Source organism: Streptomyces sp. DT2A-34, assembly GCF_030499515.1.
Taxonomy (GTDB): Bacteria; Actinomycetota; Actinomycetes; order Streptomycetales; family Streptomycetaceae; genus Streptomyces.
In genome coordinates this window covers 4,731,698-4,745,048 of sequence record NZ_JASTWJ010000001.1, presented here as the reverse complement: position 1 = coordinate 4,745,048, position 13,351 = coordinate 4,731,698, and the positions used below count along the sequence as shown (strand labels likewise).

Below are 13,351 nucleotides of genomic sequence, written 5' to 3'. Positions count from 1 at the left end.
CGAAGCGCGGGGACATGACACACTCTTGTGGAGTGTCATGTCCCCGCAGGGCAGAGCCAGTGTTCAGGCGACGACCGATGGCGCACCGGCCGTGCCTCGCCCGCTAGTTGGGCATGTGCGCCAGATCCTTCGCCCAGGTGGACACCTTGGTGTAGACGCCGGGGCCGTCCGCCCGAGCGCATCCGTCGGCCCAGGAGACGATGCCCGCCAGGCGCTCTTCCTTCCCGTCCGAGATGAGCAGCGGCCCGCCCCTGTCGTGCTTGCACGCGTCGACGCCGCCGTCCGGCTTTCCGGCGCAGACCATCTTCCCGGACTTGTAGTCGTCCTTGTAGACGCTCTGGCAGTCGGAGTTGGGCAGGACCTCGATGTTCGCTTCCCGCAGCTCGCCCGTTGTCTCCTCCTGCTCTTCGGACGTGGTGCCCCAGCCGAGGATACGGGCCGGGGTACCGGCCTTGTACTTGAAGCCGGACGGGACCCAGTCGACCGTCTTGTAGTCGCTGGGCAGGGGCTCGGAGAGGTGGATAGCGGCGATGTCGTTGGTGGGCACGTCGCTGAACTTGCCCTTGTTGTCGCTCCAGCTGTAGTCGCTGTACTTCGCGGGGAGCCACCAACCGTCGGGCGTCCGCTTTATGCCCTGCTTCTCGTCAAGTGCGTTGTCGCGGCCGGCGATCACCGTAATGTTCGACAACTCTTCCGAACCAAGGAGGCACGCGCCACTGGTGACGATCACCGTGTGCGATATGGCCGAACCGGTGCAGAAGTAGCCGTCGCTGTACTGGATCATCACCAGGGCCGAATTCTTCTCGACCTCGGTGGTCTCGCCACCGACGATGGCCTGCGAGGACGTTGCGGCGACGACCGCGGCGACCGCGACTCCGGTCGCCGCAAGACCGAATATCGTCGCCTTCTTCTTACCGGACGCTCTGCGCTTGTGCTTGAACACGGACTGAAACTCCTCGGGGAGTTGTGGAGGGATTTGGATGTGCGGACCCACAGAAGTTCAGAGAACTTCAACGAGGGGGGAATTTGGTTAACGTGACGGACCGTCAACTGCTCCGGGCAACATAGCAACTTTCAATATCGCCGCGCATTACGCGAATTCAGCGACGAAGTAAAGGTGAATCCTTTTCGGGAGCATGAAAAGGTACCCGGCGCCTATGGTCGGCGGCGCGGGGTGCGGGAGTGACCGCGGAGCGGCGTACGCCTCGCCGGGACGGTCGTTCCGGGCGGGCCAGTGCCCATCTGGGCTACGGGACCAGCGTCAGCATCGTGCGGCCCCGCGGTCGTGGAGCCGTCGCCGTACGCCACGGCTCCCAGGCACCGCTCACAGGACGTACCGGAGCCAGGTCGTAACCGCCCGGCCGTGTACGGGTGTCCGGCACGATGGCCGCGAGCGGCGATGAGGACGGCGTCGGGGCGCGGCTTCGGCGGCGGCGCGGACATCGGGTGGTGCGGGTCGAAGCCGCTGTCGGGCAGCGGGGCGGTCGGGGATGCCTTGCCCGTGGCGGCGGAGCCCTGTCGTCGCGGTGCTCGCGCCCCGACGGCAGCCCCAGGCGGTTGCACCGAAGCCGCCGGCCGGGCATCGGAGGGTACAGCGCCGGTCCCGGCGCTTGCGGCCCAGTACAGCCTCTTGATCCCTGGAACGGGACCGAGCACCGCGTCCCGGCGCGGTTCCAGGTACTGCGGATACGACTTGGCCGTGGCGGTCGGAGCCAAAGCGCGTGAGACGAAAGGCCCGGAGGAGTCCGAGGCTCCGGGCGCTTCCTCGATGATGTATCAACAAGGCCTCATGTGATGGTCGATGGTGTCAGGCCGTCCCCCGGCAGCTCATCTCACCCGCTACCGTGCGGTAAGAGAATCTCGAAGCCTCGAGTTCCATCCGGTTTCACGGGACTTCTACACTGGGCACGCCGGGCCTGGGCGTTGTGCGCTTTGGGTGGCGACCGCCGGGTCGACCACTGAGATCCCTTCACTGTTCGAACACCTCGGAGTGCCGCCTCCCTGTCGCATACGGGTTCTCCTCGCCCTCCGCCAGAATGCCGACGAACGGCTCACCCTCCCCCGCGGACGTGTACGCCCCCCACGGACGCGCTCGATGAGACCCCGGGTCCAAGGGCGCTCGGCGCCGGTGTCGGCCGCCGTCGATGACGACCTCATCAGTCGCAACCGGTGCCGGATCAAGGGTGCGGGCAAGGAGTCCGCTGCTGAGCGCCGGATCGCCACCGTCGTCCAGGTCGACGCCATCGCCGAAGCGATCGGTATCCGCTGGCGCCTCATGGTCTACCTCGGGGCGTACGGGCCGATGCGACCCGAAGAACTGGCCGGCCTCCGGCGCCGAGACGTCGACCTCGGCAACCTTGTGATCCGTGTCCGCGTCGCCGAGGAGTCGAGCGGACGAACGGGAAACGCGCTCCCGGAGCCACCAAGTCCGATGCGGGCGCCCGTCTCGTCGTCCTGCCGGCCTTCCTGGACAAGGACCGTGAAGTGCCACCTCGCCTGGTACGCGGAGAAGGGGCCCGATGGACTTCTCTTCGTCGGGGAGAAGGGCGCTGCCTTCCGCCGCACACCCTTCGGCCGGAAGTGGCGTCGTGCCCGTGCCGCCGCGGGGCTGCCGGACGGCTTCCGCTTCTACGACCTACGCCACACCGGGCACACGCTGTCCACGCGCTCCGGTGCCACGCTCAAAGACACCATGGTTCGGGCGGGACAGTCCTCAGAGAAGGCCGCGCTGATCTAACCAGCACTCCGACGACGAGCGGCAGCGCGACTTGGCGGCGGGCCTTGACGAGATGGTGCGCGCCGAGCGTGCGAAGAACCACACGGGCGACTCGGCGCACCACAAGGAGGAGGCCACCGGTACCTAGCCGAGTCCTTATGGTGCGGTTGTGGTGCGCCACCCGCGCACCGATCTAGACAACAAAGAACCCCCGGGCTGCTGGCCTGGGGGTTTTACGTGGAGCGGGTGACGAGAATCGAACTCGCGCTCTCAGCTTGGGAAGCTGATGTTCTACCATTAAACTACACCCGCGTAAGACGCCTGCCCCGAGATTATCCGGAGGCGGTGTCCGATCGCCTGGTCACTGTACCTCATCACCGGCCCCCGGCGCTGACGCCGTGGGGCCTGAGTGCGTTTCAGGGGGCGGGATGTGGCTGCGGGGTACCGGAGTTGGGGCGTACGGTGGAGGGGTCGGAGAGGGTCCGGGCGGGGGCGGAGTGCCGCCTGGAGGGCCGTCCCTTTGATCCCGTAATGTGGCCTCTCGTCGTCAGGCAGGTAGCAGCCGACGCGGCTCTTGGGGAAGGGACTCTAGGACTTGATGGAGCGCACCGTCGTCCGTTGTGCCGATGGGCACGTGTTCAGCACCGCTTCGTTCCCGATGCAGCAGGCCGAGCGACTCGGCCCAGGCCGGCTCCTTCGGTGTCCCCGGTGTGCCCGGCTCCGCAGTGTGGTGCCGGTGGCGTTGGAGAAGCGGTAGCCGTAAGGGATAGCGGTAAGGGGTAGCGGGAGCAGGTGCCGCAGTAGCAGTACCAGCAGGTGCAGTGCCGGGCGCGCGGGTGGTCGCGATTGTGGCCGTTCCGCGCGCCTTGCGTATCCTCGGGGCGTGCTTCTCTCAGACAAGGACATCCGGGCCGAGATCGACGCCGGGCGGGTACGGATCGATCCCTATGACCAGACCATGGTGCAGCCGTCCAGCATCGACGTGCGGCTGGACCGTTACTTCCGGGTGTTCGAGAACCACCGGTACCCGCACATCGACCCCTCCATCGAGCAGGCGGACCTGACCCGGCTCGTGGAGCCCGAGGGCGACGAGCCGTTCATCCTGCACCCCGGGGAGTTCGTGCTGGCCTCTACGTACGAGGTCATCACGCTGCCCGATGATCTCGCCTCCCGGCTTGAGGGCAAGTCCTCGCTCGGGCGGCTCGGGCTGGTCACCCACTCCACCGCCGGGTTCATCGACCCGGGCTTCAGCGGGCACGTCACCCTTGAGCTGTCCAACCTCGCCACGCTCCCGATCAAACTCTGGCCCGGCATGAAGATCGGGCAGCTGTGCATGTTCCGGCTCAGCTCGCCCGCCGAGTTCCCGTACGGGAGCGAGCGGTACGGGTCCCGGTACCAGGGGCAGCGCGGGCCCACCGCCTCCCGGTCCTTCCAGAACTTCCATCGGACCCAGGTGTGAGCAGCGGCATGAGTGACACAGCGGCAGCGGGCGTGCGGGAAAACCTGACCTACGAGCGGTTCGGTGTCGCCGTTCGTGAGCTCGCGCAGACCATCGCCGACGACGGGTACGAGCCGGACATCGTGCTCAGCATCGCCCGCGGTGGCGTGTTCGTCGCCGGGGGGCTCGCCTACGCGCTCGACTGCAAGAACCTCCACCTCGTGAATATCGAGTTCTATACCGGTGTGGGGACCACCCTCGACATGCCCGTCATGCTCGCTCCCGTCCCCAACGCGATCGACTTCACCGACAAGAAGGTCCTGATCGCCGACGACGTCGCCGACACCGGCAAGACGCTGAAGCTCGTGCACGACTTCTGCCTCGACCATGTCGCCGAGGTGCGGTCCGCCGTGATCTATGAGAAGTCCCACTCCCTGGTGAAGTGCGAGTACGTGTGGAAGCGCACCGATGACTCGATCTGGATTAATTTCCCGTGGAGCGTTGAGCCCCCAGTGGTCCAGCACCACACCACCGTCTTGGACGCGTGAGACCAGGTCACAGCCCCTGGCCTCCATCCTCGGGGAACCTAGGGGCCCGTCACGCGACGCCGCCTAGCACCGCCCGCCCCTCGGGCACGTCCGCGTACTCGGCGAGTCGTGCCAGCACCCCGAGCGGGGGCCTGGCTCGTCTCAACGGCCCCCTGACCCCCTCACGGAGCCCCCGGTACTCGCTGGGGCTCCACCGTTACCCATGACCTCGACGCCCACCGCACGGGCCTGGTGGGCTAGCGGTACCTCGGCGTACCCGACAACGCAAATATTGGCGGTGCCGCATAGACGACCACGTACAACCCTCGTACCGTCTCGTTCAAGGGCCCCAACAGGGGCCAGACGCAAAGGGGTTCGGCATGGCGCGCGAGGAACTGACCCGCCTTACCGGCAACGGGAACGGGGAGTGCGGACAGGGGGACTGCCCGAACGTGTACCGCACCGGAAAGGGAACGTTCGTCGTGCAGGGCGACGTGTCCGACGCCTTCCAGCCGCCCACGGGTGAAGGGCTGGTTGAGATCCCGGAAAGCGTGCTGAGGGAGGCATTCAATGCTCTTGGCTGGTGAAGCCTGGCAAGCCAAGTTCCGGGACTTCCAGAGCGAGGCGTGGCGACTGGAAACCCTGCCCGCTTACCGCGTACAGCAAGAGGCCGAAGAGTTCTCGCGCTTCCTGGCAGGCGAACGGTTCCCGGGACCGTACGAGGATTCATGGACGGCCATGATTTGGAACCGTAAGGAATCCGGGGGAAGTGTCGGGAGAGTGCATATCCTGACTCGGCCTCTCTCCGACTATCTACGCTTCGAGTTCGAGCGGTACTACCGCCATCAGGCCCCCATCGGGGAAGACATCCGCATCATGGACGTGACCGACAGGGACAACCCCCTGGCGGGCGTTCAAGACTTCTGGATGTTCGGAAAAACAGAAGTCGTCCTCATGAACTATGAGGCGGACGGAACACAGATCAACCGCGAACTGTACGAGGGCGATGTGAAGCCGTTCCTCGAATATCAGCGCATTGCGCTGGCTGAGTCTGTGCCCTTCGAGGAGTACGTGAAGGGCATTGACCTTTGAGCCGGAAGAGCTAGGCCAGTCGAGAGCGGACCTAGCTGAGACCCTGAAGACGCTCCGCAAGCGGGCCGGGATCACACAAACCCGGCTCGCTCAGCGGTGCGCCATGAGCCAAACAAAGATCAGCAACATTGAAGGGGCCAAGCTAACTCCGACCCTTGTTGACGTTGAGCTGATTCTCAGAGCATTGGATGCGCCCCCGGACCTCGTTTCCCGAGTGGCGGCCCTTGCGCGTAACGCTAACAGCGAGTGGCAAGACGCTTGGTCGCAACGCCGTACCGGGTTGGAGAAGAAACAGAATGAGCTAGCGGGGTTCGAGAAGTCATCCACAGAGTTCCGGTATTTCCTGTTGTCCATGATTACCGGGCTACTCGCGACGCCCGAATACGTGAGAGCGAGCCTTGCTCAAATTCCCGGCGACCACAGTAAGGCCATTGCGAAGAAGCTAGAACGACAGTCGGTCCTCTACGACACATCGAAACGCTTTACGTTCATCCTCACCGAGCAGGCCGTTCGATGGCCATTCTTGCCCCCGGCAGCCATGGCCATGCAGATCGACCGACTGATTTCGATTAGCCTGCTGCCGAATATCCAGCTCGGAGTCATCCCCTTGGATGGTCATATGGCGACCGCGCCCCTGAACACCTTCACCATCTATGACACGCGGATAGCCACAGTGGAGACACAGACGGGAGTAATGGTCTTCCGGGATCACCGGGACGTGTCGGCTTACCTCAATGAGTTCGGAACCTACGAAGGTTACGCCCTGTTCGGAGAAGAAGGCAGGGAACGTCTGTCCGATTGGGCCACCCGCTTCCGATCATGATCTTCTACCCGATCACGCAAATAAACGGCCTAATCGCGAACCCCCCTTGGCATCATGACGTGACAGACATGGAGCCGAGGGGCGATCGATGCTGGAGCATAAGCCGCACGCTGAATCCCGTTCCGGACCCGTAGCGAGGAACATTCCTGGACTTGAACCGGTCGGGGTCGAGGGGTGCATGACGTGCGCCGCGCTTTCTCACTCCCGCGAAGACGCCCGTGAAGCGGGCGTAACTGAAGCCGTGGCGAGTGCCAATCGGGAAATCAGCAACCATCCGCATAGCGCCGTGGGCAAAGGCCGAAGGCTCCCCGCCGTGACCGTGTGGGGGGTGGCCGTGTGAGTCCGCAGAGGGTTCCCCTCGGGGCGCTGGATGACTGGCTGTACGAAGCCAAGCCGAAGGCTGATTGCCCTCGGTGCGCCTCGGAGAAAGTAAAGCTCGACGATGCCGCGAAGTCCGGCGATGCGAACGCGCGGTTCGACGCGGCCCGCAACATTCGGCAGTGCAAGCACGGGGCCAGGGCGTGACCGTCGCCCCAGAGCGGCCCCCGAGGCGCGGAGGCCTGCCGAGGATTCGACCTCGGAAAGCCTTCGCTGTTGGAGTTCCTGAACGAGATCTCAACCATTTGCGGGATGTGCTTCGGGCACCGGGAATTTTGGTGCCCCCTCTGCGGGGGCCTGGATGGCTGCGAGACGTGCAATGAACGGCTGAAGGTTCCTTGCCCCGAGTGCGCGGGCGGGAACTGGTCCTACTGGCTCTGACGGCTTCCCTATCCTGCGAATGGGCTTCAAGTGCTGCAACCGACTTACAACCCGACAGACCCGCAGAGCGGCCCCACCGTGGTCACACATGACTTGGATAAGCTCGGGATCGGCCAGCATTGGGCGCGAGTAGGCGGGCAGGCGGGATTGCCAATCTTTAGCCGCCAAATTCCACCCGGGCACGGCTGGTGTCGCGCTCTCTACGTAGCCGAGGCTCATTGGCCGGACGGTGCGGAACTCTGCGTCGAAGTGGAATGGCACCCCGACCAGAAGATCAGAGAAGGGTCCAAGGCTGAAAACGAAGACCACTGGCGCACTCGGCTGAGTGCCGTAGCTGAAGCATTGGAGTCTGTCGGCTACGTCGTCCAGATGCCTGGCCCTCGGCTCTCTCCCGTGCGCGATACGCGGGCTTCCCTTCTCGTCTACCGTATTCGGGATGGGGTGCAGCCGGCCGCATGCCCAAAAGACGGTTGGGACCATTTGGAAGAACGATATCCGGAGCGCCCCCACTGGCCAGATAGAAGCCCCGAAGCTGAGCTTCGGCACCTACTTCGGGAAGCCGGTCTTACGAACTGGTCGGAACGAAGTGGATACTTCGTCGGGAACATTGACCGGTTTTTCTGGCCTCCTTACTCCTCCGTCTGCTGCTTTGTGGGATGGCATCCACCCAAGCACGCTACCGGCGAAGATCAGGGAAAGGCTCTGTCGGATCTAAAGCGGTTCCTTGCGGGGGCCGGTTACAGCCTCAAGAGGCGTACCGGGTTTTGGCGCTCGACCGATTGGCCAGGCGTCTATGCCTATCTGCCCATGACCTCAGAGAATCCCGTAGCTCGGTAAGCCACTAAGCCTTGGCACCCGATCCCTGAAACCTCTAGACCTGAAACGCGGAAATCCCCCCGCACCCGGAATGGGTGCGAGGGGATGAGGCACAGCTAATCTCAGCTAGCGGCAGCCTTGACGATCTGAGCCGAGGAAGCCTCGGCCAGAGAGACACCAGCAAGACGCATAGTCAGCTTGAAGCCCACCTGATCCTTGTCGAAGCGGGCATCTTCGCTCACGCGCACCGTGGCGTTTCGACGAACGCCAACAACGATCCGTGAAGCGTCGGCGACCACAATCGTCTTGCTGGGCAGGAACGCGCTAGCGAGAATCGGAAGTTCCCAGGCCGTAGAAGCCGGGGAATCCGTGGGGGAGCCAGCCTGATAGGTGCCCGACCCGGCGGCCTTCTCCTTACGGAGAGCCGCAGCCATATCGACGGAAGCCCACACGACCGACGGAGTGCCGTTCATGGCCTCAATGCGGGCTACAGCGTCGGCCAGGTCGTCATAGGTGACGGTGACCTTTCCAGTGCCGAGAGTCGTAGAGACACCCTGGGAGACAATACCCTTGATCGGGTTGGCACCGGAGCCGACAAAGGCGTCGGCATCGAACTTCAGGGAAGCGTCACGCAGAAGGTTATTCGCAATCGAGTTACGCAGATCGATAGCGGAGTCTTCCAAAATCTCAGTGCTTGCCCACTGAATCCGGCCGATCTTCTTCGGCTCGAACTTGACCTCACCCCAGACCATGTCTCCCTCGGGGAGAGACTGGCCTTCCTCGACGTAATCCATGCCGTCCGAGGACACAAGCTGCGGGACAGAGAAAGTCGCCGAGGTGAAGGGAACGATGCTCTCGGCCGGAAGGCCGCGCAGGAACGTCGACTTGGCCTTGAGAGCGTCGATGTACTTCGTAGCCGTCTGCTGGGAGACGGTGTAACCGCCGTCGCCCGGAACGCCCTCGGCCACCAGGGCGCGGTACTCGCTGAGCGACGGCATCAGAGCCCGCCAGGAGCCCTCGTCACTGGCCGGGGGAGCCGCAGGCGTGAGCACGCCCAGCCCGCCCGCCAGAGAGCGAACCTCGGCTTCCCGCTCACCGCGCTCGACAGCGTCTCGGGCCTCGGCCTCCAGACGCATGATGTCCCGGTCGAGCCGCTCGACGCGCGTTCGCTTCGCAGCGTCACTCAGGGACGAGTCACCCTCGACGGAGCGAAGCTCGGTTACCAGCTTCTTCCGATCTTCAAGGGCGCTCATTGCCTGGCGCTTGAATATGTCGACGCAGTCAGTCATTGGTATTCCTTCATTGTTCGGGGCCGGAAGCGGCCAGGAATGCAAAAACCGCCCAACACCCGGAAATGGGTGGGGCGGCTTGAGGGCGGCTGTAATACGCTAGTTAGCGGAGTTGTTCTCTATGCTCGACGTCTCAGCGCGTGTCGCGCGCTGTTGCTTAATGCGTTCCACGTAGCGGACTCGGCGCGCAATGGCGCGGGCTAGGTTCTTACAGGGAGGGCCGCAATACCGGGGCGGCCTACCAGGACCGTACTGAATATTGAATGGCTTCTCACAAGCCCAGCACTTCAGCTCGACTGTGTTGTTCATGTCCCATGTCTCTTCGAGATCGTTCGAGGGGAGCGCAGCGTTCGGCGACCGAACGGAAGACAGCCCGACCCCACGGCCACATTTGGAAACATGCCGTGAAGCCGGGCCGTCGTCTTCGCACCGCCCCGTGCGCTTCCTCCCCCGACCCCCGAAGGGTCGAAGTCGCTGTTGCATGAGTAGAAGACCTGTTAAAGCGCGCGAAACCCCACGCGTCACCCCGCGCGATACATGGTGCGATTCGAAGCCCTGGCCGGATAGCGGGCCGGGTTCCGGTCCCACGACTTCTAGCTAACCCCCGCGCGTTCAAAGAGAGGGAAGGCTGCGGGTGTGGGGAAGGATTCGCTAGAAGTTTTGGACCTCCCCTCCCTCTGCGTCTCGATCGCCTGGGCCCTTGAAGGGGCCTGAGTGGCCGTGAGGGCTACGTAGAAAGCCCGCGAGTCACCTCGGCCGTGGTGGGCCGAGTTGGTTCGGCCTAGGCCGTTCTGTTGCCTCGACTGAAGTTGCACGGCCCGCAGGCCGGGCGAAGGTTCTCTATGCCATTCGTTCCGCCTCGACTGAGCGGAATAATGTGATCGGCCGTCTCAGCCGGCCGGGAATAGCAGATAGAGCAGACTGGATTATCCGCGAGGATCGCGGCTCTGGCTTTCCGATATTGAGTGTTGTATCCACGCGCCCAGGCCGAAGGGCGCGTGTGCTTTCTCTTCTGTTCCCGTCGCTTCGCTCCGGCCGAGGTGCACGGCTCACAGCGGGAGCCGAGCGGATAGAGCCACTTACAGCGGCTGCACATAGACATAGGCATAGCTACTCCAAGAGAGCGCCCCTATAGGGGGCGCTTCTAGATAGAAAGAGTTAGGGCACCCTCGGCGGGGTGCCCGTAGTGAGGTTGTCTTGCCTGGCCTCCGTTACTCGGCCAGGGCGAGAAGCGAGCGGCAGTGAGCTTCTATAGAGCAGCGCCCTTCGAGGGGCGCTGCCTCTCTAAGGCCATAACTTCTCCTGGCCTTGATCGGCCAGGGCATAGCTGCGTAGCGGAGCGCAGCAGCTAACGGCGGCCCCCGAGGGGGCCTTACTAAGGCCATAAGTCGCCGAGGGCCGTTCAGGCTGCCTCGGCGAACCACTCCGCATCATCGATCCATCCCAGGCATTCCGAGGAACGCTCACCGGGAAGGAGTCGGAACGTCGTCTTCGCTCCACGCTTGCTCCCGACCGTTTCAACTTCCAGCCATCCGGCATCGGTTAGAGCTTTTGCCCCGCGTTCGGTGTAGCGGCGCAGGTTCCCGGCCCGGTCGCGCACGCCAACGGCATCGGCGAGCGAACGCCACGGAATGGTGACCTCGGATTCGTCGCCGCACAGTCGGGCTATCTGCCTGGCCACGGCCTGACCGCTGCGCGGGACGCACTGAACCGCGTCGGCGTACCACAGGGCGGCTTGCCCGGTCGGTAGTGCCGTCTCAGCCGCGAGGGCAACTCCGCGCTTCCGTAGCTTCACTCTGCTGATCTCGATAGCGTCCGCGTACCGTTCGAGAAACGTCATTCACGTAGCTCCCTTTCAGGTGGGGCATAAGGAAGTCCCCCGACTTAAGTGCTGGGCTGTGATCTGGTTGTACGTCAGGGAGGGTGGCGGAATCAAAGGTGGTTGCGACATAACATCAAAAGACCGGCGGTTTCAAGGCAGGGCGTTTAAACGGGCAGGGGCCGAGTGCGGACATGGAAAAGCCCCGGTCGAAGACCGGGGCCAATGTAGGGGGCAGCGTTCCCCCCTCTGCCTATTCCTTGTCGGTCGCTACCAGTTTGCCGAGGTGCACTATCGTTTTGATCGCGTGCTGGTGAATGCTTTGGTTGTATTCCTTTGAGGTGTATTCGGCTTTCTCGTCACCGGCGTCCTCGGGGGCCATCAGCATGAAGATCGGTTCGTGGCCACCGCCATCCATGGGAATCATTCGGAAACCGGACCGGTGCAAGAACGGGCCGCGTTCCTCCCAGGTTTCCATAGCTTGCCACTTCTGTCGGTAGGTCGTTCCGGTGCCGTGGTATTCCCAGTGGCCAGGCTTGTATGGCTCGGCCTCCAGCTTCGTCAGGAGCGATGCATTCTCTTCCTGTGATTCAACGAGGGAAGTTACGACTATGGGATTCTTGGCCGCCTTGATGGCCGTAAGTAGATTGTGATTGGCTGCCTTAAGTTCTTCGATCTGCTTCCGGTGATCAATGCCCGGAATCCATGCGCGAGTTGTTACTTCCTTATCCCCGATCCGATGCAGGAACCCTGATTCGAGTTCTGAGAGGAGCAGTTCCCGAGGCCATGACGCCCGATATTCGCAAGCTTTGCCGTTAAGGATTCGAGAGCCGCACCGATAGTAGTGGCTTATCCGGGTGCCGACCGCAACCCCCTTACGGGTCTGCTTGTTTACCCTCTTGTCTGGGTACAGCTTGATTCCGCAGGGGCAGAGAAACAGGCCGGAAGTCGGATCGGAGTTCCGCCTAGTCCCATTCTTGGCTTCCTTATATTCGTCCAGGATCTTTTGGAGGCTTGCGTATTCCTCGTCTGTGAGAATCGGCTCAGCCCACTGGACGGGCCTCCCCTTCTTTAGCAGAGGCTCGCCTTTGTGCATTGCGAGTCCCTTGAGGGCCGGCTTTCGGAGGATGGCACCCAGAGCCGAGGATGCCCAGACACTTCCCTTGAGTTTGGTTTGAGCGCCCGCCTTCTGCTCGGTGGCGTTTACGGACCGCTGATAGTCCTTCGAGGTGAGTACGCCCCGGTCATTCCAGTCGCGGCAGATCTTGCCCATAGAATCGCCTTGAACGACGATCCGGTCGTATGCCTCTCGAACCAGCTTGGAAGTAACCGGGTCAAGGAAGAGCTTGTATCTGATCTTCCCGTCTTCCATCGGCACTGGGAATGGCCGGTACCCGAAGGGCCAAATTCCCCCGCCCCAGAGTTCAGCCTGCCGGAAAGACTCGGCCTGTCCCTTTCGTTTCCGGGAAACTGCCTGCCTGTACTCGGCGGCCTGGGATGCCTTGACGTAGGCAATCAGGCGTCCGGTAGTCGTGTGGATGTCCAAGGCTGGGTCATCAAGGCAGATGATCTCTTTGCCGCCCTGGTGGCACTTCTCCGCGAACTGTTCCCAGTGCCACTGTTCCCGAGTGATTCGGTCCAGTGCCGTCACGACAATGGCGTCCCACTCATGCCAGAGGGGTTCTCTCATCCACTGACCCAGCTTCGGCCGTGCATCGAGGTTCACGGCCCCGGAGACGGTGGTGTCGACCACATCGGCCACGGTCACGGTCCCAGTCCCGGCGAGTGCTTCGTCTATCTCGGTTCCCTGTCTATCGAGGGCCGAGCTTGTCTCTGTGTCGCGGCTGATCCGTCGAGCCTTGAGAACCCTCATGCCAGTCTGTAGACGCGGGTACATCCTTGCCATGCCTGACCCCCCTGCGGCGTCCGCTCCCTGGTGGTGCGGACTGGTCGAGGGGTCATGGTAAGTCATTCAGACCGACGAGTGGATCAACTTCCCGTGGAGTGTGCTGCCTCCCGTGCAGAAGCCGGGAGAGGCGCCCAGGGAGAACAAGGAAGCCCTCTGACCTGCG

General features: G+C 63.2%; 11 protein-coding genes, 1 tRNA gene and 1 pseudogene. 7 read left to right on the top strand and 6 right to left on the bottom strand.

What is annotated here, in order from left to right:
- Positions 1-103 precede the first annotated feature (103 nt).
- Complete coding sequence (locus QQM39_RS20875; RefSeq protein ID WP_301998722.1) at positions 104-943, bottom strand: trypsin-like serine protease; 840 nt, start codon at positions 941-943, stop codon at positions 104-106.
- A gap of 1,152 nt (positions 944-2,095) precedes the next feature.
- Here QQM39_RS20875 and QQM39_RS20870 point away from each other — a divergent pair.
- Positions 2,096-2,737, top strand: coding sequence for a tyrosine-type recombinase/integrase (locus tag QQM39_RS20870; protein ID WP_367668954.1), 642 nt, complete (start codon positions 2,096-2,098; stop codon positions 2,735-2,737).
- A gap of 217 nt (positions 2,738-2,954) precedes the next feature.
- Here QQM39_RS20870 and QQM39_RS20865 read toward each other — a convergent pair.
- Positions 2,955-3,028 (bottom strand) — tRNA-Gly (locus QQM39_RS20865).
- A gap of 571 nt (positions 3,029-3,599) precedes the next feature.
- Between QQM39_RS20865 and dcd the strand changes: the two genes are divergently transcribed.
- The 5 genes from dcd (at position 3,600) to QQM39_RS20840 (ending at position 6,596) form a co-directional block, all read left to right on the top strand.
- The gene (gene dcd / locus QQM39_RS20860; protein WP_301998720.1) at positions 3,600-4,175 is read left to right on the top strand and encodes a dCTP deaminase; all 576 of its coding nucleotides are present in this window, start codon (positions 3,600-3,602) and stop codon (positions 4,173-4,175) included.
- An 8-nt stretch (positions 4,176-4,183) separates the two neighbouring features.
- A complete protein-coding gene (locus QQM39_RS20855) occupies positions 4,184-4,702 on the top strand; it encodes a phosphoribosyltransferase (RefSeq protein WP_301998719.1) in 519 nt (172 codons plus the stop codon).
- A gap of 359 nt (positions 4,703-5,061) precedes the next feature.
- Complete coding sequence (locus QQM39_RS20850; RefSeq protein ID WP_301998718.1) at positions 5,062-5,268, top strand: hypothetical protein; 207 nt, start codon at positions 5,062-5,064, stop codon at positions 5,266-5,268.
- A complete protein-coding gene (locus QQM39_RS20845) occupies positions 5,252-5,773 on the top strand; it encodes a DUF6879 family protein (RefSeq protein WP_301998717.1) in 522 nt (173 codons plus the stop codon). Before QQM39_RS20850 ends, QQM39_RS20845 begins: the two co-directional genes overlap by 17 nt.
- On the top strand, positions 5,763-6,596 hold the full coding sequence (locus QQM39_RS20840; RefSeq protein WP_301998716.1) for a helix-turn-helix transcriptional regulator: 834 nt from the start codon (positions 5,763-5,765) through the stop codon (positions 6,594-6,596). Before QQM39_RS20845 ends, QQM39_RS20840 begins: the two co-directional genes overlap by 11 nt.
- A gap of 1,697 nt (positions 6,597-8,293) precedes the next feature.
- On the opposite strand, the gene QQM39_RS20835 is transcribed toward QQM39_RS20840, so the two are convergent.
- From QQM39_RS20835 to QQM39_RS20825, 4 genes are all read right to left on the bottom strand, one after another.
- Complete coding sequence (locus QQM39_RS20835) at positions 8,294-9,460, bottom strand: phage major capsid protein (RefSeq protein WP_301998715.1); 1,167 nt, start codon at positions 9,458-9,460, stop codon at positions 8,294-8,296.
- Positions 9,461-10,241: 781 nt separating this feature from the next.
- Entirely contained in the window at positions 10,242-10,556 is a 315-nt protein-coding gene (locus tag QQM39_RS46225; RefSeq protein WP_367669697.1) for an HNH endonuclease, read from the bottom strand.
- Between the two features lie 306 nt (positions 10,557-10,862).
- Positions 10,863-11,300 carry a hypothetical protein gene (locus QQM39_RS20830; protein ID WP_301998713.1) on the bottom strand — a complete coding sequence of 146 codons (438 nt, stop codon included), beginning with the start codon at positions 11,298-11,300 and terminating at the stop codon, positions 10,863-10,865.
- Positions 11,301-11,532: 232 nt separating this feature from the next.
- Positions 11,533-13,185, bottom strand: a complete 1,653-nt coding sequence (locus tag QQM39_RS20825) for a recombinase family protein (protein WP_301998711.1) — start codon at positions 13,183-13,185, stop codon at positions 11,533-11,535.
- 67 nt (positions 13,186-13,252) lie between these two features.
- Between QQM39_RS20825 and QQM39_RS20820 the strand changes: the two are divergent.
- Positions 13,253-13,345 (top strand): annotated as a pseudogene (locus tag QQM39_RS20820) (phosphoribosyltransferase); the annotation flags it as partial.
- Between the last annotated feature and the right edge of the window lie 6 nt (positions 13,346-13,351).

Excerpts from the sequence above, each read along its gene's own strand:
- QQM39_RS20870 (WP_367668954.1), top strand. The coding sequence starts at position 2,096 with ATGAGACCCCGGGTCCAAGGGCGCTCGGCGCCGGTGTCGGCCGCCGTC.
- QQM39_RS20855 (WP_301998719.1), top strand. The coding sequence starts at position 4,184 with ATGAGTGACACAGCGGCAGCGGGCGTGCGGGAAAACCTGACCTACGAG.
- QQM39_RS20850 (WP_301998718.1), top strand. The coding sequence starts at position 5,062 with ATGGCGCGCGAGGAACTGACCCGCCTTACCGGCAACGGGAACGGGGAG.
- QQM39_RS20845 (WP_301998717.1), top strand. The coding sequence starts at position 5,252 with ATGCTCTTGGCTGGTGAAGCCTGGCAAGCCAAGTTCCGGGACTTCCAG.
- QQM39_RS20835 (WP_301998715.1), bottom strand. The coding sequence starts at position 9,460 with ATGACTGACTGCGTCGACATATTCAAGCGCCAGGCAATGAGCGCCCTT.
- QQM39_RS46225 (WP_367669697.1), bottom strand. The coding sequence starts at position 10,556 with ATGTGCAGCCGCTGTAAGTGGCTCTATCCGCTCGGCTCCCGCTGTGAG.
- QQM39_RS20830 (WP_301998713.1), bottom strand. The coding sequence starts at position 11,300 with ATGACGTTTCTCGAACGGTACGCGGACGCTATCGAGATCAGCAGAGTG.
- QQM39_RS20825 (WP_301998711.1), bottom strand. The coding sequence starts at position 13,185 with ATGGCAAGGATGTACCCGCGTCTACAGACTGGCATGAGGGTTCTCAAG.